This window comes from Lentzea sp. NPDC055074, from assembly GCF_053608005.1.
Window position 1 is genome coordinate 256,779 of sequence record NZ_JBSGUQ010000005.1, and the last position, 20,628, is coordinate 277,406.

The window sequence follows — 20,628 nt, forward strand, 5'->3', positions numbered from 1 at the left end:
TGCACGGGTGACCGCACGGCCACTGCTGTTCATCGGGGCAGGTGGACTCGCTCGCGAGACTCTCGCGGCGGTCCGCCTCCTCCCGGAGACGTGGGAGCCCCTCGGGGCTCTCGACGACTCCACCGCCCTGCACGGCACCCTGATGGACGGGGTGCCCGTGCTGGGCGGGATCGACTCCCTGGCCGACCACCCGGACGCGGCCGTCGTGCTCTGCATCGCGAGCGCGCGGCGGTCGCTGGTCCGGCTGGCCGTGGCCAGGAGGCTCGACCTGCCGGACGAGCGGTGGGCGACCATCGTCCACCCGGCGGCCGTCACCTCCGGCGCTTCTCTGGGCGCCGGAACGGTTCTGCTGGCGGGTGTCGTGATCACGACCCCGCTGTCGATCGGCAAGCACGTGGTGGCCATGCCCCACGTGCTGATCACCCACGACGACGAGGTGTCGGACGGCGTCACGTTCGCCGGCCGCGCCTCGCTCGCGGGTTCTGTGCACGTCGGGGAGGCCGCGTACCTCGGACAGGGAGCCATGGTGCGCGAGGGGTTGAAGATCGGCGCCGGTGCCGTGATCGGCATGGGAGCCGTTGTCCTGCAGGACGTTCCGGCAGGAGAGACGTGGGCCGGCGTGCCGGCCCGCCCGTTGCGTGGGGAGAGCGCGTGATCGAGATTCCGCTGGTGGACCTGCGTGCCCAGCACGAGCAGGTGGCCGACGAGGTCGCCGACGGCTGGGCCGAGGTGCTCAAGACGACGGCCTTCATCGGCGGCCCCCAGGTCGCCCGGTTCGAGTCCGAGTTCGCTGCCTACCAGGAAGTTCCGCACGCCATCGGTGTCGCCAACGGCACCGACGCCATCGAGCTGGCGTTGCGCGCGCTGGGCGTCGGCCACGGCGACGAGGTCGTGCTGCCCGCCAACACCTTCATCGCCACGGCCGAGGCCGTCGCCCGTGCAGGCGCGACGCCCGTGCTCGTGGACTGCGTGGACGACACGCTGCTGATCGACACCACTCAGGTGTCCTCCGTGATCACCTCTCGCACCAAGGCCATCGTGCCCGTGCACCTCTACGGCCAGGCCGCGCCCGTCGAACTGCTGCCGCTGGGCGTGCCGGTCGTCGAGGACGCCGCGCAGGCCCAGGGCGCACGCCGCAACGGCGTGGCCGTCGGTGGCCTCGGTGTCGCCGCCGCGACCTCGTTCTACCCCGGCAAGAACCTCGGCGCGTACGGCGACGGCGGCGCGGTGCTGACGACGTCCGACGCGATCGCCGAGTCCGTGAAGCTGCTGCGCGAGCACGGGTCGCCGCGCAAGTACGAGCACCCGGTGCTCGGCTTCAACAGCCGCCTCGACACGCTGCAGGCCGTGGTGCTGTCCGCGAAGCTGCGCCGCCTCGAGGGCTGGAACCAGGCCCGCCGTGCGGCCGCGTCCCGCTACACCGAGATGCTGGCCGACGTGGAAGGCGTGCGCACGCCGGTGGTCCTCGACGGCAACCTGCCCGTCTGGCACCTCTACGTCGTGCGCGTCGCCGAGCGCGACCGCGTGCTGAAGTCGTTGCACGAGGCCGGGATCGGCGCCGGCATCCACTACCCGACGCCGCTGCACAAGACCGGCGCGTTCGCCCACCTCGACGGCTCGTTCCCGGTGGCGGAGACCTCGGCCGCGGAGATCCTGTCGCTGCCGCTGTTCCCGGAGATCACCGAGGCGCAGCAGGCTCGCGTCGTCGAGGCGTTGAAGGCGGCGCTCTGATGACGGGCGTGCGCGTGCACCCCAAGGGTCTGTGCGAGTCCGAGGACGTGGGCGACGGCACGCGCGTGTGGGCGTTCGCGCACGTGCTGCCGGGCGCGCGCATCGGCCGTGACTGCAACATCTGCGACGGCGCGTTCGTCGAGTCGCGCGCGGTGCTGGGCAACAACGTGACGGTCAAGAACGGGACGCTGGTCTTCGACGGTGTCACGTGCGAGGACGACGTGTTCCTCGGGCCGAACGTGTTGTTCACCAACGACCTGCGGCCTCGGGCGCACGTCAAGAAGACCGGCGACGCGCTGGAGACCACGCTGGTTCGGCGTGGTGCGACTCTGGGCGCCGGCGCGATCGTCGTGTGCGGCACGGAGATCGGCGAGCACGCGTTCGCGGCGGCCGGTGCGGTGATCACGCGCTCGGTGCCCGCGCACGCGTTCGTGGCGGGCAACCCGGCTGTGGTGAAGGGCTGGGTCTGCGCGTGTGGAGTTCGGCTCTCAGATGATTTCTCGTGTCCTGAGTGCGGGATCCGGCACGAGGAGACGCCGGACGGCCTGAAAGCCGTCTGAGCAAGCGTTCAGGGCCGCCGGAGCCAGGGCTTCGGCGGCCCTTTCGCGTAAAACCCGGACGCGTCGCCGCAGGACTTGTAACGTCCCGGCGGTGCATCTGCTCACCACCGCGCAACAGGACCGGTTGCGCCACCTGGCCCGCCGCAGTCCGGCGTTCATCGGCATGCGGATCGCCGTCCACGACGACCACGTCGAGATCATCCACCCGGAGCCGCTGGAGCTCGGGTTCGAGTCGCTGTCGGCGAGCCTGGCAGGCGTCCCGGCCGACGAGTGGCCGGACCTGGTCGACGAACACTTCCGGCGGGCCGTCGCTCTCGGCACGAGGGACGGGTCCGACCTCGAAGGGCCGTCCGACGTCGTGCTCCAGCGCACCTACCTGCGTCTGGCCACTTCGGACAGCGGGGTGTCGGAGGTCGCGTCCTACGCCGGCGAGATCACGCCCGGCCTGCTCCAGGTGTTCGCCCTCGACCGCCCCGACTCCATCGTGGTCATGAGGGACGAGGACGTGCTGCGGCACGGTTACGACCAGCTCTACGACGCCGGGGCGGAGAACCTGGCGAGAGAGCTGCCGGACGGGTACTTCGAGGCCGACGGCGTCTACTACCTGCAAGGGTCGGACTACGTCGGCTCCCTGGTGCTGATCATCCCGTGGGTGATCGAGGCGGTGACCGGGGTGGCCGAGGCGCCCCACGGCGCACTGGTCGCGATGCCCGCCCGCGACCAGTTCGTCTTCTCCGTCATCCGCGACCAGGACACCGCGGGCGTGCTGGCGGCGCTGGACGAGGTCGGGCGGCTCACCGCCGAGTGCCACGCGAACAGCGCCTTCCAGCTCAGCTCACGGGTGTACTGGTGGCGTCCTCTGCCCGTGGGCGGGCTCGAAACCGTCGGGCACCACGACGGCGCGGGCATGGCGACCTACTACTCCAACGACTTCGAGGACATGCTCTTCACCGTGGGCCTGGAGCACGGAACCGCCTGAGCCTGGGTTATTCGGGCTCCCAGGCCACAAGCCGGTCGAACGTGCGCCGGTCGCCCTCGACCTTCAGGTCGTCCGCGGTCAAGCGGCCGTAGAAGGACAGCACCAGGTCACTCGCCGTGCCGCTGAACGTGGTGTCGGCCGTGCCCGGGACGTCACCGAGCCGAGCGCCCTCGCCGTCGAGCGTCACGCGCCAGGAACGGCCCTCGGCGGCGTGGTAGTCGACGATCACGGGCTCGTGCGGCCACGGTGACGTCGTCGCGACGCAGGTCGTCTGGAACTCCTCCACGCCGTCGAGCGCCACCTCGGCCGGCAACGGCTGCGGGGCGCCGATGGTGAGCTGGGCGTCGTAGGTGTGGACCGCGATCTCCTGGAGCTGGTGGCGGGCCGCGGTACCGGTGGTCCTCGGCGACTGGAAGTCGCTCCACCACGCCCAGCAGCCGCGGTCGGGGCCGGACTCCTTCAGCGCGTCGACCAGCAGCCGCGACGACTCCGTCATCCACGCAACGAGGTCTTCGCGCGGCGCCTCGACCGGGGTGCGGGCCGGGGGAGCGTCGGCCGGGCCGGCGGCGACGATCTCCGCCCACTTGCGGCGGCCGTCACCCAGGTGCTGGACCAGGTCGTACAGCGTCCAGCCGGGGCACGACGGCACCGGTGCGTCCAGATCAGGGGCGGAGGCGATGGCGGTGGTGAAGGCGGCGGTCCGCTCCTCGATCAGTCGCAGGAGGTCGGGGAACGCCAGGTTGTTGTGCACGGGCGCTGTCTATCACCGTGCCGGGATGGGCGCACACTCATTTTCCGCGGCGAGCAGGCGAAGGCGTTCGTCGTCCCGGCTGCCCGGCTCGACGGTGTAGACGAGGAGCACGGGGCCCGGCGCGCCGGGGATCGGGTAGGCGTCCCAGTCCAGGTTCAGCTCGCCGACCAGCGGGTGGTGGACGCGCATGCGGCCGCGGGTCGTGCCCTCGACGTCGTGGCGGGACCACAGCGCCGCGAACTCTCCGCTGTGCGCCTTCAGGTCCTCCACCAGCTCCGTCGCACGCGGATGCCCTGGCTCGGCGGAGACCTGGGCTCGCAGCATCCCGGTCAGCTCCGCGACCGTGGCCGCGCGGTCCGGGCACGCCTGGCCGGCCTCCGGGTGCAGCAGCAGGGCGAGCAGCACGGCGCTGATCGCGTTGCGGGACAGCGTGGGGCTGGCCGAGGGGGAGCGGGTCCTGGTCCGGGGCGCGGCCGGAGGCGTGGGCACCGCGGCCGTGCAACTGGCTCACGCGATGGGCGGCCACGTCACCGCACTCGCCCGCGACCGTCACGCCGAGGTCCTCAGCGCTCTGGGAGCCGACGTGGTCCTCGACCACGGCACCACCACCCCGGACCAGGTCGGACCGTTCGACGTCGTCGTCGACACGGTCGGCTCCGAGCTGCACCGGTACCGCGGCAGGCTGGCCAAGGGCGGCCGGATGGTCACCATCGCGCTCTCCGGTCCCGCTTTGGCCGCGATCGCGGTGTCGAACGTCCACCGCTCCCGGCGCATCCGCACGTTCAGCGCCAACCCCGGTTACGCCGTGCTGGACGACCTGGCCGACCACGTCACGTCCGGCGCGCTCCGCCCGGTGGTGCACAGCGTGTACCCGCTGGCCGACATCGCGATTGCGCACGAAGCCTTCGAACGCGGCGGCGTACTGGGCAAGCACGTCATCTCCGTTTCCAGCTGAGGTAGGCGGGGATGGTTCGGCGGCACAGCTCGGCTGGGCGGGCTGTGTGTGGGTCAGGCGACCACGTGGATCTGGTTGTGGCGCGGTGTGCGGTGAGGGTCTACGTAGGCCGGTGGTCGGTAGGTCGGTATGCCGCTGGCCATGTGGAGTTGCCAGTCGGAGTGGTGAACCAGGTCGTGGTGGCGGCGGCAGAGCAGGGTCAGGTTGCCGAGGTTGGTCTCGCCGCCGTTCGACCAGTGCTGGACGTGGTGGGCTTCGCAGTGACTCGGCGGGCGGTCGCAGCCCGGGAAGGTGCAGCCCTTGTCTCTGGCCACCAGGATCCGGCGCAGGCCCGCGTTGATGGTCCTGGTCCTGCGGCCCACGTCGTGGACCTGGGAGCGGGTGCCCAGCAGCATCGGGATCACGGCGGCGTCGCAGGAGATCTTGCGGACCTGGTGCATCGGGATCTGCTCGCCGTTGTCCAGGCGGGCGGTGCCGATGCCGGCCCGGAGCTTGTCGTAGTCGAGGGTGATGGTCAGCTGGACGCGTTCGCCGCCGGTGATGTGGTGGTGGCTTGCGCGCATTGCCAGGTCGATCACCTCGCAGAACGCGTCGCCTTCTCGCTCCGGTGCGAAGCGGAGATCGGCCGGTGCGGGCTTGGCCAGCGGGGTGATCAGTGCGTCCAGCTTCGCGCCGGTCTCGGCATCCACGTCGGCGAAGAGGTGGTAGCGGCCGGCCTTCCACTGGCGGCGGACCACGTTGTGCGGCTGCGCAGGCTCGGGATCCTTGGGTTCTGGGCCGTCCTGGTCCAGGTGGTAGGCGAGTTCCTTGCAGAACGCTTTGACCGACCGGGGTTCGTGCTGCTGGGCGTAGCCGACGAGGTGGACCTCGGCGATGGGGGGCAGGCCCGCCATCGCCTCTGTCACCACGTCGACGTGGTCGTCGGACAGATCTCCGGCGGCCATCGCCGCCGCTGCCAGCGGGAGCAGCGGCTCCACCGTCGCCCCGCTCGGGGTGACGGTGGAGCACACAGCCTTGGCCTGGGCGAGTTTGCGGCGTGAGAGCTTGGATTCCCACCGCAGCGAGTGCTTGAAGAGTTCGATCAGATCCTTGTAGCCCAACGACTCTGCCGCACCCTGCTGATCCAGCGCGCCGACGATCTCCAGCACCTGGAACTGCAGCCGGTGCAGCGCGCGAACCTTCTGCTTGAGCTCATCGAGGAGCTCCAGCGGGGAGGCGAGACCGAGGGCTGACATGCGTCCATCGTGGCATGAACATGTGTTCGAATTCCATTCCACGATGAGGTGAAAGGGCAGGTCAGACCCTATGACGCCGTTTGTGTGCCGTATCCCCCCGGATACGTGACGCATCTGCTCCGTTTTCACCCGAACGAGCCGTTCATTGGAGCTCCTTCAACACATACGGTCCAAGAGCATGACCGTCATCACATCCACCGCGTACAGCCGTGACCTGGGCGATGAGCTGCGCAGACTGCGGGAGACCTGTACCAGTTTCGGCGGCCGCGGGATGGCCACCGCGCTGGGCTGGGACCCGAGCAAGGTCTCGAACATCGAGACCGGCAAGGCGCGTGCGACCGAGGTCGACCTCGCCCAGTACTTCGCGACGTGCGGCAAGGACCTCGACTTCCTGCTGGACTTCACCAGCCGGTACCGCCACGCCTTCGACCTGTACTTCGCCCAGGTACCGGACAACCTGCGCACACTCGCCATGGTCGAGTCGACTGCCACGAAGATCTTCGTCTACGAGATCCTGACGATCCCGGGCCTGCTGCAGACCGAGTCCTACGCCCACGCGCTGTTCGTGGAGACCGGCTGCGAGTCGGCGGAGGACATCAAGCGGTTCGTGGATCTGCGGATGGAGCGGCAGTCCATCTGGCGGCGCCCGTACCGGCCCGAGTGCGTGTTCTACGTTCACGAACTGGCGCTGCGGATGCGGATCGGCGACGCCAAGGTCATGGAAGACCAGTACCTGCGCCTGCTCTTCAACGCGCACATCGTGCGAATCGTGCCTGCGAACTCGCTCGGCCTCGCGCTCAAGTCGATGCGCATGCTGTTCGAGTTCGGCAAGGCGTCTCCACTGGCCTACACGGAGAGCGATCTGGCCAAGGTGTTCGCACAGGAACCCTCGGCCGTCACGTCGAGCAGGAGGCTCTTCGAGCTGTTGGATGCGGTTGCCCTGGATGAGGAACAATCTCGGAGCATGCTGGCGGAGTACGTCAGCGGACTGCGAGAGGAACCTCATGACTGGCGAACGGACCTGGCGTAAGAGCTCCTACAGCGGCGGCACCGGCGACAGCAGCTGTGTCGAGGTCTCGCTCGCCCAGGACGCGGTGGTGCGGGACTCGAAGAACGCGAGCGGCGACGTCCTCGCGTTCTCCGCCCCCGCCTGGCAGAGCCTGCTCAACTGGCTGGACTGACCTCGGCCGCCTTGCGCACGGCGGCCTCCTGTCTCGCTATTCGCAGCAAGGCCCCGGACACGCCGATCAGCATGAACGTCATGCCGGTCGCGACGCTGAACGCGAGCTCGTCGAACGTCGCGGCGCCCAGCGCGGACGTGAGCATCGCCGCCACCAGGCACATGGCGATGCCGCGCACGCCCTCGTCGCGGGACAGCGCGCGGGCCCGCAGCGCCGCGAAGATGCCGCCGATGAACAGCAGGGCGAACGCGATCAGGCCGAGGTAGCCGTTCTCGATCATCGTCAGCAGGTACTGGTTGTCGAGGATCGTGTACTTCGAGGGCAGGAAGGTGCCGAAGCCCCTGCCCAGCCAGGGATGTTTGGCGATCTCCAGCCACGCGCCGTCGTAGTCCTTGGTGCGGCCCTGGAACGACGGGTCGTCCTCGATGTTCGAGAACATCGACGTCACCGTGCCGAACAGGCCCGGCACGACGACCGAGGCGCCGCCGAGGAACACGGCGCCGATGCCGAGCAGCGGCAGGCCTCGTTCGCGGGGGAGCAGGATCGCCATCACGATGCCGGTCACCACGAGGCCGATGATCGCCGTGCGCGACAGCGACAGGATCGCCATCAGCGCGAGCAGCGACAGGGCGGTCCACCAGCGGCCGACGGGTTCGCCTCGGTCCTTGGCCTGGAACACGAAGTGCGCGGCGAACGGCACGCCCAGCACGCACACCAGACCGAACTCGATCGGGTGGTTCACCGTGCCGGCCGGGCGGAAGAAGATCGACCGCGACTCCAGCGCCGAGTAGCCGTTGTCCTGCACGCGCAGGCCCGGCAGCGTGATGTACGAGGCGAGATCCAGGCCCAGGCCGAACTGGAACAGGCCCACGAACGCGCTGACCGTCAGGCACGCCACCATCACCCGCAGCGCGCGGCTGAGCCGGTCACCCGTGCGGACGCCGTCGACGATGAACACCGCGAGCGCCGACATCGACACGATCCTGATCAGCGCCGAGTCCGACACCGACAGCTCGTCGATCGGCAGGTAGCGCCGCGTCGCGAGCGCGTACGTCGTCAGGTGCAGGATCACGTAGATCGCGAGGATCGTGCGGACGGCGTTGCGGCCCTTGGCGATGCCGAGGTGGTCGACGAGGTGCGCGGCGAACCACACGATCATGAGGCACATCGCCATGAACAACGCCGGCGGCAGCGTGATCGGGACGAACGCGATGGTGAACCGGGCGGGGACGACGAGCAGCGCCACCATGTAGAAGATGAGCAGAGTGGCGCCGTCGGCTCGCTGGGCGGTCAGTCGTCTTTCGTCGGCCATGCGGGGTCTGGCTTGGGTGCGGCGATGATGACGGTCTTCTGGTGTGCGTTCGGCACGCCCTGGGGTGCCGGGCGCGGGGGAGCGCCGTTGCCGTTGGCCTGCGGGTTCGGCCGGACCGGGGGCAGCGGAGCCGGCGTGGTGTCCTTCTCGGACGGTGCCGGGTCCTTCGCGTCCTTGCCTTCTTTGGAGTCCTTGCCGTCCTTGCGGCGCTTGGCCCTCAGCAGGATCGAGTCGGCGGCGAACGTGGAGGCGAGCGTCAGCAGCAGCAGCACGACCGTGGCCGCGCCGACGTACCGCACCTTGCCGCCGATCTTGGCCGAGGCCGTCGTCGGCTTCACGAGGACCTGCGCGGTGATGAACGTCTGTTCGGGCGCGCTCAACGCCTTCTGCTGCGCCGCGAGCTCCGCGACGGTCTTCTCGAGCACCTTGCCGACGAGACCCTCGGCGGACTCGGCCGAGTCGGACTCCGTCGTGATGAACAGCAGCGGGCCGCCGACGGGGCCGGTGTTCGCGGTGTAGACGGACGTCGAGCCCTTGCCCGCCAGCTCTTCGGCGGTCTTCGGGTCGCCGAGGACCTGGGTGAGGATCTGCGCTGTCGTCGTGAGGCTGCCGTCGAACTGCAGCAGCGGGTTGACCCTGACGACGTCCTCGGGCTTGGTGTTCGCCGTGTACCGGCCGCCGGCCGCGGGGGAGGTGAGGACCAGCACGCCGCTCGACTCGTACCGCGTGGGCACCGAGACGTAGACGGACAGCGCGAGGATGCCCGTGAGCAGCACTGCGGGGAAGGCGATGTACCACCGCCGCCGCAGCACTCGTACGGTTCCCCAGAAGTCCATCAAAATCCCCGATCCGCGGCTCGGTCTTGCGAACGCAATGTCCGTAGGGTATCGCCTGCTTTGAAAATCGGAGTGAGCTGCCAACTGTTACAGGCCGTAGCTGACGAGCGATGAAGGAAGGGAAACCAGGAGGCAGCATGCGTGCAGGACGACTGACCGTGACCATCGCGGCCATTCTCGTGGTCATCGGTGGGACAACGGCTTACGTCGTCACGGCGGCCACCGACGCGAACCAGCCGGCGGGCGCCGAGAAGGTGTCGCAGGCCAAGACCGGCGATCTTCTGTTCGTCGATCTCGCGGGTGGCCAGAACCGGGTCGAGAAGCTCGCCGACGGAGGCACGCGCACCCCGCTGGAACTCGTCTGCCAGCGGTTTTACGCCGCCGGTGGCACGAGCGTGTGCCTCAAGCTCTCCGGTCCCGGCCCGACCTACTCGGCCGAGGTGAGCCGCGGCGGCAAGCCCGTCAAGACCATCCCGCTGCCGGGCATCCCGAGCCGCGCGAAGGTCTCGCAGTCCGGGAACGTCGTGTCGTGGACCAGTTTCGTCACCGGCGACTCGTACTCGGTGCCCGGTGGCTTCTCCACCCGCACCGGTTTCTACGACCTGCGCACGGGGGAGACGGCCGAGTCGCTCGAACACTTCGCCGCCACTGTGGAGGGTGTCCTGCACACGGCGAGTGACGTCAACTACTGGGGCCTCACCGTCGCTTCCGACGACAAGACCTTCTACGCGACGCTCGCCAGCGGCGGTTTCACCTGGCTCGTCAAGGGTGACCTCGTCACCAGGTCCGTGACGACCCTGCGCCGCGACGCGGAATGCCCGTCGCTGTCGCCGGACGGCACGAAGGTCGCCTACAAGAAGCGCATCGGCCGTCTCGGTCCCTGGGACCTCGCGGTGCTCGACCTCGCGACCAGCACGGAGAAGCGGCTGCCCGGCACGGCCGGCGTCGACGACCAGGCCACGTGGCTCACGCCCGACGAGCTCGCGTTCGCCGCGGTGCCCAAGGACGCCAAGCTGCCGGCCGTTCACGTCGTGCCCGTCGACGGGTCCGCGGACGCGCGGGTGCTGATCGCCGACGCCACGTCGCCGTCCCCGGTCATGTGACGGACGCCCCTGCGGCTCATACCGCGAGTTCGCGGCGGAGCACCTTCTCGAGCTCATGGCCAGCCGCATCCCAGGAACGTCCCTCCACACTGGACGCGGCCGCACGGGCGACCGCGTCGAAGTCCGGCGATGTGACCACTTCGGACAAAGCACGCGCCAGTGAGTGCGGGGTGGGTGTCGCGTACCGGACGTGGTCGTTGTCCAGGACTACGCGGTTGAAGTGCGCATCGTTCACCACGGGGACGCATCCGGCCGCGAGCATCTCGTGCGGCACCAGGGAGACGTTGGTCATCGACAGTGACAACCCGGCGAAACAACGGTTGTAGATGGCGTTGAGATCGTCCGGCGTGACCAGGCCGTGGTCGAGGAACTGCGGCCCGAGGTCGCCGATCTTCTCGCCGTAGACGTGGATCTTGAGGTCCGGGTGCTTCTCGGCGAAGACCTCCAGCGCGAGCACTCCGAGCTCGAACGCCCTGCGCGGTGCCTTGCGCCGGGCGTAGAAGACGATGCCGTCGCGCTTCTCGTCACCGAGCTTGTACCTGTCGGCGTCGCAGCCGAAGTCGAAGTGGTCGGCCGGCATGCCGTGCTCGTCGCGGACCTTGTCGGCGAGGAACCTGCCGGCCGTGAAGCCGTGCATGCCCATCCGGTACGTGTTCTCCGCCAGCGCGTAGAGGCCGCCCGACGGGTAGAACCACGGCTCGTAGTCCTGCACGAGGTAGAACCTCTTGCCGGCGCACGGGTCGTTGAACGCCGGGTACGCCGTGATCCACGCCGTCGCGAACACCGCGTGCGCGTCCGCCATGCCGTCCGTCACGTCGTGGATCGAGCCCCGGAAGAACGGGAACGCTTCCCTGATCCCGGGTTCGAGGTCCGCGACGGTGTTGCCGAACGTGTCGTACAGGTAGAGCCGGCACTCGTGGCCGATCGACTCCAGGTGCCGGATGAGCCGGAACATGGTGGTGTGACCGCCGGACCCCTTGGACGGGGGAGTGGTGACCCAGTTGATCGCGAGCCTGCCGTCGTGGGGGATCGGCGGGACCACCACGGGCTTGCGCTCTTCGACGTCGGCCCTGCGGACGTCCTCGAGGCGCACGGGCAGTTCCTCGCCCTCGGCGCCGAGTCTGCGGGTCGCGGCCGTCAGCAGCCGGACGCCGAGCTTCTTGGCGCCCTGCTCGCGGACGATCTTCGTGACCTGCCTCAGTCGTCTCACGCGTTGGCCCTCTTCTTCAGCACCGCAATGATTTCGTGTCGCATCGGGAACACCACGAGCGCGTAGGCGAGACAGGACACGGCGCCGCCGACGAGGATCTGCAGCAGCTCGCTGTCGATCGCCTGCCGGACCGCCAGCACGACCGCGACCATCAGCACACCGCCGAGGAACGGCCGGAGCAGGCGCGCGCCGAGTGCCCCGGCCCGGATGCCGTAAGGCTTGAACGTGACCAGGTACGCCGGCGTGATGATCAGCACCGCGACGATCACGTGGGCCGCCGCGACGCCGCGGATGCCGTCGAGGTGCGCGCCGAGCGCCAGCAAGGGCACCAGCGCGCCGAGCCACACCACGTGGATCACGAGGATCGCCCGCGACCGGCCGGCCGAGGCGAGGAAGTCGTAGCCCAGTTCGAGCGCGACCCGGACCGCGCCGAGCAGCACCAGCAACGCCAGCGCGGCGGCGGCGGGTGCCCAGCGCTCGCCGTAGACGACGCGGATCAGCGGTTCGGCCAGCGCCGCCAGCAGAACGCACGCGGGCACCGTGACGAGCGCCAGGAGCCCCAGAGCACGTCCGAACGACTTCTGGAACAGCTCGGGATCCTCGCGGACCTTGGAGAACGCGGCCAGCGACACACTGCGGACCGGGGCGCTGAACGCCGCCACCGGCCAGCTCGCGAGGTTGAACGCCAGCAGGTAGAAGCCGAGCGGGATGGTGCCGAGCATCGCGCCGACGACGATGTAGTCGACGTTCATCACGCCGAGGATCAGCAGGCTGGACCCGGCCAGCGGCAGGCCGAACGAGAGCAGTTCCTTGGCCTGGACGGGATTCCAGCCCGGCCGGAACCTGTCCTCGGTGAGCCAGAACATGATCACCGCGGCGGAGAGGTTCTGCGCGATCCGCTGCCACGCGAGGCTCCACGCGCCGAAGCCCATGAGCGCCAGCACGACCGCGACGGCCGTGCCCGCGACGAAGGCGGCCGTGTCGGCGTAGAACTTGTGGTCCTGCCGGAAGTTGCGCTGCATCATCGCGCCGGGCACGGCGGTGGCGCCCGCGATGACGAGGGCGACCGACATGAGCTGGATGATGCCGGCGGCCTCCGGGGCGTCCATCGCGTTGGAGAACCACGGCGCGCCGACCGCGCAGATCAACGCCAGCATCGTGCCGGACGCGAGGGACAGCGTCGTGACGGTCGGTGCCATCTCGTCGATCGGGCCGTTGTGGCGCACGAGGGCGGCGCTGACGCCGAGCTCGGAGACGCTCAGGACGATGTTGAGCACGACCAGGGCGACCGCGAACACGCCGAACTGCTCGGGCGCGATGAGGCGCGCGAGCAGGACGCTGATGCCGACGGCGGCGAGGCGTTGCAGGAGTGAGTTGACGGCGCTCCAGCGGATCGCCGAAGACACCTTGCCTTCAAGGCCGGTGGTGGGAGGCGGGACGGGGGGTTCTTCGGCGAGCGCGGTGCCCACGCGGCCTGCCGGTTCGACGGCCTCGCGGCCGGGGGAGCTGTGGGTCAGGGCTGTGCCGTGGCCTGTGGAGGTGTGGCCGGTCGAGCCGTCGCGCGGGGCGGAGCCGTGGGAGCCGTCGCCGGAGGTACCGCGGCCCTCGTCGGCCACGCCGTCCCGCCCGTCTCCGCTGCCTGCCGTCACCATTCGCCCCGCCACTTCCACCGCTGCGTGCCGATCCACAACTTCGCCCTCTTGTAGGCGTGCGGCGCAAGGAAAAGTTGCGTGCGACTCAGGAAAGACGGGCTGAACTTCTGGCGTCGCAACAGAGCGCGATGCTCCGGTAGCTCTTCGACGTTCGCGTAGGTCTCGCGGGCGAAGTCGAGCAGCTCCTTCTCGGTGCCGTCGAGCTGGTCGCGGTCGTGCAGCCGCACCGCCCGCCACAGCGCGTCGGCCGCGATCGCCTTGCGCGCCAGCGTCCTCAGCCGCGCGGGCAGGCCGGGGTTCTGCTCCAGCACGAGGTCGAACACGTCGCGGCGCTGTTCGAGGTCGGCGAACACCGACTTGAACGTCGTGCGCATCATCGAGTTCTCGTGCACCCGGTAGTACGCGCCGGGCTTGCCGCTGACGTACCCGATGTCGGACACCGCGGCGATGCGCAGCCACATCTCCAGGTCACCCGCGTGGGGGAGGTCGGAGCGGTAGCCGCCGACCTTCTGCTGGACCTTCGTGCGCACCACGACCTCCGGCGAGGAGATCACGTTGCGGCTGCTGCGGAAGCGGTTCTCGATCCACTCCTCGCCGCGCCAGACCTTCGACGTCGTCGGCAGCTCGGTGACCTTCGGCAACGCGTTGTGGTCGCTGTAGTACACGACGCGTCCGTAGACCATGCCCACTTCGGGGTTCTGCTCGAAGACCTCGGCCGCGCGGTGCAACGCTCCCGGCGCCAGCAGGTCGTCCGCGGACAGCAGCACCGTGTAGTCGGCGGTCGCCCAGTCCAGCAGGCCCTCGTTGTAGGTGGCGATGTGCCCCTTGTTCACCTCGTGCCGGTAGCCCTCGACGCGCTTGTCCGCGGCCATCAGCTCGGCCATCACCTCAGGCGTGTTGTCCGACGACGTGTCGTCGATCACCAGCACCCGCACGTCCACGCCGGGCTGGTCGAGGACGCTGCGGACGCAGGCCGGCAGGAAGTGGGCGTAGTTGTAGCAGGGGATCACGACGTCCACTGTGGGAAGCGTTGGCACATCCTCACTATCGGTCTCCGCAGGCATTCGTTAGCCGCAACGTTTTGGTCCCATCCGGCGATGTACGCGATGACCGGAGTAAGGGGAGTCATGGCCGACCACGTCATCCTGACGCGCTTCAACCTGCCTTCGAAGGGCGCCGAAAGTTACGTCCGGGCAAAGGAAGGATGGCTGACCGAACGCGTTGCGCTGTTCGAGCGCTACTGCCTGCCATCGGTCGTGGCCCAAACGGACAAACGGACGCGTTGGCTCATCTATTTCGACCCCGAATCACCGCAATGGCTCAAGGACAAAATCGCCTCACACGGTGACGCGTACACGCCCGTTTACCGTCCGGAAGTGTCGCGGGAAGAACTCCGATCGGACATCCGGTCGCTTTTCACCGAGACCGGTTCCGAGCTCATCACGACGAACCTGGACAACGACGACGGCCTCGCGGTCGACTTCGTGGAACGCCTCTGCGCGGCTCCCCGTCCCACCACCACGGCGGCGTACTACCTGGTCAACGGCCTGATCAAGTCACCGGGCGGGCTGTACCACCGGGTCGACCGGCACAACGCGTTCGTCTCGGTCCGCGAGTCCTGGGACGAGCCGGTGACGTGCTGGGCGCACTGGCACAACCACATGCACCTGCACTTCCCCGTCGTCGAACTGGGCGGCGCGCCGGGCTGGCTGCAGGTCGTGCACGGCGGGAACGTGTCGAACCGCACACGCGGCCGGCTGGTCTCGCCCGAGGCGTACAAGGGGTCGTTCGGGGACTCGCTGGACGACGTGCCGGCGCCGGGCTCGCTCGCCGTGGCGCAGGATCGGCTGGTGGACCAGCCGGTCCGGTTCCTGCGCGACTCGGGACGGGTGGCCGCGAAGAACGCGGCCATGAAGGTCCTCGGCAAGGGCGGCTTCGAGAAGATCAAGCAGAAGCTGGCTGCTCGCGGTTGAGTCCGCCTCTGTCGCTCACGAGCGCTTTTCTCGTGAGCGACAGAGGCTTCTTGGCCGTCTACTGGTTGAGCACAGCGGCGATGAGCGTCACGGTGAGTGCTGCCAGCGCCACCGTGACGCTCGCCCCGAAGCTCGAGTACTGCAGCAGCAGTCCAAAGGCGACGGACGAGACGAGACGGCCCAGCGCCTGGCCGGTCTGCACGACGCTCAGGCCCGAAGCCCGCAACGACTCCGGCGCCGTCTCGCTCACCTTGGCCGACAGCACGCCGTCCGTGGCCGCGTAGAACAGGCCGTGCAGCAGCAGGGCCGCGATCGCGACACCCGTGCCGCCCTCGGGGATGAACAGCAGCGCGTACACGCCGAGCAGCAGCGCGTGGCCGGCGAGGAACATCCGCCAGCGCCCCACCCGGTCCGACAGCTTCCCGAGTGGCGCGGCGGCGACGAGGAAGACGACGGCGGTGCCGAGCGGCAGCAGCGGCAGCCAGCCGAGCGGGATGGTCGTCGCCTTCTGCACCAGCACGTAGACGAACGCGTCCGACACGGTCGCGAGGCCCAGCATCCCGGCGGAGATGGTGGTGCGGCGGAACTGCTTGTCGGTGAGCAGGTTCAGCCCGGCCCGGAACGACGGCCGCGGACCCTTCGGCTTCTTGTCGGTCGGCGTGTCGCGCACGAACGCGATGAGCACGATCAGCCCGATGACCGCGAACGCCGCCGACACCGCGAAGATCGGCCCCGGCACGGTCCCGATCTGCATGAGCAGCGCGAACGTGATGAGCGGGCCCAGCAACGCACCGAACGTGTCCATGCTCCGGTGCACGCCGAACGCGGCCCCGAGCCGGTCCTCGGGAGTGGCCAGGGAGATCATCGCGTCGCGGGGCGCCGTCCGGATGCCCTTGCCCGCCCGGTCCGCCGCCATCAGCGCGCCGATCCCGAACGGCGAGGCGCCCACCAGGGGGAAGAACACCTTGGTCGCGGCCGACAGCCCGTAGCCCGCGGCCGCGACGGCCTTGGGCTTGCGGAACTTGTCGGAGACGCTGCCGCCGACCAGGCGCAGCACCGCCGTGGCACCCGTGTAGATGCCGTCCAGCAGACCGAACTGCGCGTAGCCCAGGTTCAGCGTGAACAACAGGTACACCGGGAGGAACGCGGTGATCATCTCCGCGGAGATGTCGGTCAGCAGGCTGACCGTGCCGAGCGCGAACACCGTGCCCGGCAACCGCTTGCGGAAGTCGGTCTTGGACGGACGGGAGGAGGCGACGTACATCGGCTCACCCACCCGCCCCGGCGATGAAATCCCTGTTCATGGACCGTCCTACCAGCTGAGCGTTTGGTGCCACACTTCAAGCGACAGCAGCGTCCAGATGCGCGGCTGCTCGTTGCGGTCACCGGAGTCGTGGTCGTCGAGCAGCGACCGCACCGCGGCCCGGTCGAAGGTCTTGCCCACGAACGACGTGGGCCCGGTCAGCAGGTCGTACGCCATGTCCCGCAGGCCGTCGCGGAACCAGGCGTCGAGCGGCACCTTGAAGCCGGACTTCGGCCGGTCGACGATGTCGGCCGGCAGGTGCTGGCGCGCCACCTCCTTCACGACCCACTTGGTCGTTCCGCCGCGCACCTTCACGGAGCTGGGCAGCGAGAACGCGAGCTCCGCGACGCGGTGGTCGAGGAACGGCGGCCGCAGCTCCAGCGACGCGGCCATCGACATGCGGTCGCCGCGTTCGAGGAGGTTGTCGGCGAGCCAGGTGTGCGAGTCGGCGTAGAGCATGCGCCTGAGGGCATCCCCGCGGCCGTTCTCGTACGGGGCCAGCACGGAGCGGGTCGCCGGGCCGCCGAGAAGCGCTGCCCGTTCGGACACCGTGAACGGCGCGAACCAGCCGCGCATGCGTTCGGCGTAAGAGGGTTCGGCGATGGCCCGCAGAGCGATGCCCAGCCGTGCCTTGGAGGCGGGCAGCGCCTTCTCCAGCCGCTTCAGGGCGGCGGAGGGGGCGAACCCGGCGAGGCGGGTGGCCTGGGCGAAGCGGTACTTGGGGTAGCCGCCGAAGAGCTCGTCGCTGCCCTCGCCGGACAGCACGACCTTCACGTCCCGGCGGGCCAGCTCGGCGAGGCGGAACACGGCCACGTCGGCGGGTTCGGACAGCGGCGCGTCGCGGTGCCAGGAGAGCTTGGCCCAGCTGTCGCGGAAGTCGTCGGCCGTCACGATCACGTTGTGGTGGTGGCTGCCGACGAGCTTCGCGACCTTCTCGGCGTGGTGGATCTCGTCGACGCGCGGGTCGCCGAAGCCCGCGGAGAACGTGTGCAGCTCCGCGTCACCGCGTTCCCGGGCCACCAGAGCCGTGATCAACGACGAGTCGACGCCGCCGGACAGGTAGGCGCCGACCGGAACGTCCGCGACCAGAGCGTCGCGCACGGAGGCCGTCAGGGCCTCGTCCACGAGCCGCACGGCCTCCTCGGGCGTGACCTGGCGGATCTCCGACTCGCGCGGCAGCTCCCAGTACGCCTCGGTGCGCACCTCGCCGTTGGCCGTGACGACCAGGTGGTGGCCCTGCGGGACCTTCCGGACGCCCCTGACCAGCGTGTACGGCGCGGGGACGGACCGGTGCGCGAGGTAGTCGTGCAGCGACTCCTGGTCGACCTCGGCCGCGCCGATCGCCGGCAGCAGCGCCTTGATCTCGGACGCGAACGCGAACTGCGTCTCGTCGACGTAGTAGTAGAGCGGCAGGATGCCCAGGCGGTCGCGGAACAGGTGCGTCTCGCCGGTGTGGGCGTCGTGAACGGCGTACGCGAACTGGCCGCGCAGCTTCTCCACGGCCTTCGGGCCGTGCTGTTCGTACAGCGCCAGCAGGACCTCGGTGTCGCCGTTCGTGCGGAACGGGTACGCCAGGTCGGTCCGCAGCTGGCGGTAGTTCAGGATCTCGCCGTTGAACGCGATCGTGGTCGTGCCGGACGCGCCCGCCATCGGCTGCGGCGACCCGGCGAGGTCGATGATCGACAGCCGGGTGTGCGCGAAGCCGATCGAGCCGTCGCTCCAGAACCCGCTGTCGTCGGGGCCGCGGTGATGCAGCCGCTTCGCCATCTCCGCGAGGAGCTCCGGCGGGACGGGAGCGCCGTCGAACCGTCTGATGCCTGCGATGCCGCACATGTCAGCGGTCCTCCGCGATCTGCATGAGCTCACGGGCGCGGGAGTCCCAGGAGGAGGCCAGCACGGCGTTGCGGCGCTCGGCCGGGGTCTTCAGACCGCCGTCCTTGAGCGTGAGCCGGATCTGGTCGATGAAGTCGGCCTCGCCCTTCGCGATGCGGATGACGTCGCCGTACCGCTCGACCTCGGGGAAGTCCGTCGACACGACGGCCAGGCCCAGGGCCAGGTACTCCTTCATCTTGATCGGGTTCGCGTGCTTGATCCAGTCGTTGTCCAGCCACGGCATCAGCGCCACGTCGAAGCCGCTGCCGTAGCCGGGGATCTGGTCGTAGGAGCGGAAGTCGAGCCAGTGCACGTTGGGGTAGCGGTCGTAGCGCTCCATCGAGCAGGTCGCGTCACCGATCAGCACGACGGACGCGTCGGGGAACTCCTGCGCGACCTTCTCGATCAGGTCGAAGTCGACGAGGTAGTCGTCGAGGCTGCCGAAGAACCCGATGCGCGGGCCCGGGACGCTCGCGATGTCCGCCGGCAGCTCGGTGCGGCGGGTGAAGTGGTCGACGTCCACGCCGTGGTCGAGGAAGTGCGCCCGCTCGCCGGTCAGCGCGGACTCCTCCTCCTGCAGGGCCCGTGAGACGTAGAGCACGGTGTCCGAATTGGACAGCAGCTGGTTCTCGAGCGCGGCGATCGTGCCCTGGTCGGCCTCGGGGAACGCGGAGTGCCGGTCGGAGCGGTTGAAGATCAGGCCCTTGGTCTTCATGGGCTCCACGACGTCCCACGCGGTGGGGATCGTGGCGACGACGACGGGCGTGCCCATCCTCAGGAAGAAGCAGACCGCGCGGACCTGCGTGCGGACGAGGACCGAGTTCAGCTTGCGCAGCCACGGCTTGCCGTAGAACGGCAGGGGAGCGGGCGTCATCACGTAGAAGTTCGGCGTGTCCTCGATCGGCTGCCGGACGAGCTTCGCGACGCTCATCGCCTTGCGGAAGATGCGGCGCAGGAACTGCGTGCTCTTGCCGGGCGACGGCATCCGCAGGCCGATGCTGTTGACCAGCAACACCTTGCGGTGCTTGGCGACGCGGCGCAGCAGCTGGAAGTCCGAGTGGGCGCGGTTGTGGTACCACCAGTCCTGCGCCGAGAAGCACAGGTAGCTCGGGCCCTCCGACGCCACTTCCTCCGGCCAGCGGCGCATGCTGAAAAGCCCCTTCAACGCGGTGCGGTGCTTCGGCGAACGTGCGCGAAGCCCTTCGTTCACGACCATGGCGACCCACATGAGCGCGGCGGCGAACCTGCCGTGCAGCTCGCGGTGCAGGCGGACCTTGTTCGAGGTGAGCATCGACCAGAGCCGGGCGTTCGTGGAGACCTCGCCGCCGATGTGCGTGACGACGGCCCGCGGCTCGAACCAGACGCCGCCGGCCTTGAGCATGTACTCCGTCTCCTCCGAATAGAGGAAGTATCGCTCGTCCAAAAGGCCGTGCCTCTCGATGACCTCGCGCTGGACCAGCCACGCGCAGCCCGTCGCCCAGTCCGCGGCGTGCGCGCCCTGGTAGGCCTTCGCGTCGGTGACGGTCTCGCCGAGGCCGATGCTCCCGGCCCGGCCGCCGCCGACGAGGGCTTCGGCGAGGGCTTTGACCGCCGTCGGTGTGCGGCGCAGCGAGAAGGAGAGCGCGCCGGATTCGTCCACGAGCCTGGGAACGACGATCGGTTTGTTCGCGGCGCGGAGTGATTCCACGGCTCCTGGGTGCAACCGGATGTCGGCGTTCAGGATGAGAACGTCGTGGCCTTCCGCCGCTTTGATGCCCAAATTCACACCGGCGGCGTATCCGCCGTTGACCGGGCTGCGCAGAATTTCCACGCCAGGTCGAGTGGCGGCCGCCACAGTGCCGTCCGTCGAGGCGTTGTCGACGACGATCACTTTCACGTCGTCCGGCAACGAGTCCAGGCATCCGGCGATGACCTGTTCGCTCTGGTAAGTGACGATGACCACCGCGACAGGTGACCGCTCCACAACCGCTCCTCG

General features: G+C 69.3%; 20 protein-coding genes. 9 read left to right on the forward strand and 11 right to left on the reverse strand.

All coding sequences use genetic code 11. The annotated features are described in order from the left end of the window. Window positions 1–7: 7 nt before the first annotated feature. From ACWF7A_RS14445 to ACWF7A_RS14460, 4 genes are all read left to right on the forward strand, one after another. Window positions 8–655 (forward strand): acetyltransferase, encoded by a 648-nt coding sequence (locus ACWF7A_RS14445; RefSeq protein ID WP_452250915.1) that lies wholly within the window; start codon window positions 8–10, stop codon window positions 653–655. Beyond that, window positions 652–1,731: a DegT/DnrJ/EryC1/StrS family aminotransferase gene (locus ACWF7A_RS14450; protein WP_452250916.1), complete on the forward strand. Its 1,080-nt coding sequence runs from the start codon at window positions 652–654 to the stop codon at window positions 1,729–1,731. The genes ACWF7A_RS14445 and ACWF7A_RS14450 overlap by 4 nt, the downstream gene beginning before the upstream one ends. Further along, window positions 1,731–2,291, forward strand: coding sequence for an acyltransferase (locus ACWF7A_RS14455; RefSeq protein ID WP_093588168.1), 561 nt, complete (start codon window positions 1,731–1,733; stop codon window positions 2,289–2,291). The genes ACWF7A_RS14450 and ACWF7A_RS14455 overlap by 1 nt, the downstream gene beginning before the upstream one ends. Window positions 2,292–2,382: 91 nt before the next feature. Continuing rightward, window positions 2,383–3,270, forward strand: a complete 888-nt coding sequence (locus ACWF7A_RS14460; protein ID WP_452250917.1) for a hypothetical protein — start codon at window positions 2,383–2,385, stop codon at window positions 3,268–3,270. A gap of 7 nt (window positions 3,271–3,277) precedes the next feature. Here ACWF7A_RS14460 and ACWF7A_RS14465 read toward each other — a convergent pair whose 3' ends face one another. Then, window positions 3,278–4,021: a maleylpyruvate isomerase family mycothiol-dependent enzyme gene (locus tag ACWF7A_RS14465; RefSeq protein WP_452250918.1), complete on the reverse strand. Its 744-nt coding sequence runs from the start codon at window positions 4,019–4,021 to the stop codon at window positions 3,278–3,280. A gap of 12 nt (window positions 4,022–4,033) precedes the next feature. Continuing rightward, window positions 4,034–4,510 carry an MmyB family transcriptional regulator gene (locus tag ACWF7A_RS14470; protein ID WP_452250919.1) on the reverse strand — a complete coding sequence of 159 codons (477 nt, stop codon included), beginning with the start codon at window positions 4,508–4,510 and terminating at the stop codon, window positions 4,034–4,036. Window positions 4,511–4,517: 7 nt separating this feature from the next. Between ACWF7A_RS14470 and ACWF7A_RS14475 the strand changes: the two genes are divergently transcribed. Beyond that, on the forward strand, window positions 4,518–4,976 hold the full coding sequence (locus ACWF7A_RS14475; protein WP_452250920.1) for a zinc-binding dehydrogenase: 459 nt from the start codon (window positions 4,518–4,520) through the stop codon (window positions 4,974–4,976). Between the two features lie 53 nt (window positions 4,977–5,029). Here ACWF7A_RS14475 and ACWF7A_RS14480 read toward each other — a convergent pair whose 3' ends face one another. Further along, entirely contained in the window at window positions 5,030–6,211 is a 1,182-nt protein-coding gene (locus tag ACWF7A_RS14480) for a DUF222 domain-containing protein (RefSeq protein ID WP_452250921.1), read from the reverse strand. 178 nt (window positions 6,212–6,389) lie between these two features. On the opposite strand from ACWF7A_RS14480, the gene ACWF7A_RS14485 reads away from it, so the two are divergent. After that, window positions 6,390–7,241 (forward strand): helix-turn-helix domain-containing protein, encoded by an 852-nt coding sequence (locus ACWF7A_RS14485; protein WP_452250922.1) that lies wholly within the window; start codon window positions 6,390–6,392, stop codon window positions 7,239–7,241. Then, complete coding sequence (locus ACWF7A_RS14490; protein ID WP_452250923.1) at window positions 7,216–7,392, forward strand: DUF397 domain-containing protein; 177 nt, start codon at window positions 7,216–7,218, stop codon at window positions 7,390–7,392. Before ACWF7A_RS14485 ends, ACWF7A_RS14490 begins: the two co-directional genes overlap by 26 nt. Here the strand turns inward: ACWF7A_RS14490 and ACWF7A_RS14495 are convergent. Together ACWF7A_RS14495 and ACWF7A_RS14500 are read right to left on the reverse strand one after the other, a co-directional pair. Continuing rightward, a complete protein-coding gene (locus ACWF7A_RS14495; protein ID WP_452250924.1) occupies window positions 7,376–8,704 on the reverse strand; it encodes an O-antigen ligase family protein in 1,329 nt (442 codons plus the stop codon). The genes ACWF7A_RS14490 and ACWF7A_RS14495 overlap by 17 nt on opposite strands. After that, window positions 8,683–9,540, reverse strand: coding sequence for a hypothetical protein (locus tag ACWF7A_RS14500; protein WP_452250925.1), 858 nt, complete (start codon window positions 9,538–9,540; stop codon window positions 8,683–8,685). Before ACWF7A_RS14500 ends, ACWF7A_RS14495 begins: the two co-directional genes overlap by 22 nt. Before the next feature lie 137 nt (window positions 9,541–9,677). On the opposite strand from ACWF7A_RS14500, the gene ACWF7A_RS14505 reads away from it, so the two are divergent. Then, window positions 9,678–10,643 carry a TolB family protein gene (locus tag ACWF7A_RS14505; RefSeq protein WP_452250926.1) on the forward strand — a complete coding sequence of 322 codons (966 nt, stop codon included), beginning with the start codon at window positions 9,678–9,680 and terminating at the stop codon, window positions 10,641–10,643. 16 nt (window positions 10,644–10,659) lie between these two features. On the opposite strand, the gene ACWF7A_RS14510 is transcribed toward ACWF7A_RS14505, so the two are convergent. The 3 genes from ACWF7A_RS14510 to ACWF7A_RS14520 are packed head-to-tail and all read right to left on the reverse strand — an operon-like array spanning window position 10,660 to window position 14,524. Then, on the reverse strand, window positions 10,660–11,853 hold the full coding sequence (locus ACWF7A_RS14510) for a rhamnosyltransferase WsaF family glycosyltransferase (protein WP_452250927.1): 1,194 nt from the start codon (window positions 11,851–11,853) through the stop codon (window positions 10,660–10,662). Then, a complete protein-coding gene (locus ACWF7A_RS14515) occupies window positions 11,850–13,502 on the reverse strand; it encodes a lipopolysaccharide biosynthesis protein (protein WP_452250928.1) in 1,653 nt (550 codons plus the stop codon). The genes ACWF7A_RS14510 and ACWF7A_RS14515 overlap by 4 nt, the downstream gene beginning before the upstream one ends. Further along, window positions 13,499–14,524 carry a glycosyltransferase gene (locus ACWF7A_RS14520; protein WP_452250929.1) on the reverse strand — a complete coding sequence of 342 codons (1,026 nt, stop codon included), beginning with the start codon at window positions 14,522–14,524 and terminating at the stop codon, window positions 13,499–13,501. The genes ACWF7A_RS14515 and ACWF7A_RS14520 overlap by 4 nt, the downstream gene beginning before the upstream one ends. 108 nt (window positions 14,525–14,632) lie before the next feature. On the opposite strand from ACWF7A_RS14520, the gene ACWF7A_RS14525 reads away from it, so the two are divergent. Continuing rightward, complete coding sequence (locus ACWF7A_RS14525; protein WP_452250930.1) at window positions 14,633–15,478, forward strand: glycosyltransferase; 846 nt, start codon at window positions 14,633–14,635, stop codon at window positions 15,476–15,478. A 58-nt stretch (window positions 15,479–15,536) separates the two neighbouring features. Here the strand turns inward: ACWF7A_RS14525 and ACWF7A_RS14530 are convergent, their stop codons facing one another. The 3 genes from ACWF7A_RS14530 to ACWF7A_RS14540 are packed head-to-tail and all read right to left on the reverse strand — an operon-like array spanning window position 15,537 to window position 20,616. Next, window positions 15,537–16,742: an MFS transporter gene (locus ACWF7A_RS14530; RefSeq protein WP_452250931.1), complete on the reverse strand. Its 1,206-nt coding sequence runs from the start codon at window positions 16,740–16,742 to the stop codon at window positions 15,537–15,539. Window positions 16,743–16,790: 48 nt separating this feature from the next. Continuing rightward, a complete protein-coding gene (asnB, locus tag ACWF7A_RS14535; RefSeq protein ID WP_452250932.1) occupies window positions 16,791–18,614 on the reverse strand; it encodes an asparagine synthase (glutamine-hydrolyzing) in 1,824 nt (607 codons plus the stop codon). A 1-nt stretch (window position 18,615) separates the two neighbouring features. Beyond that, entirely contained in the window at window positions 18,616–20,616 is a 2,001-nt protein-coding gene (locus ACWF7A_RS14540; protein ID WP_452250933.1) for a glycosyltransferase, read from the reverse strand. Window positions 20,617–20,628 lie beyond the last annotated feature (12 nt).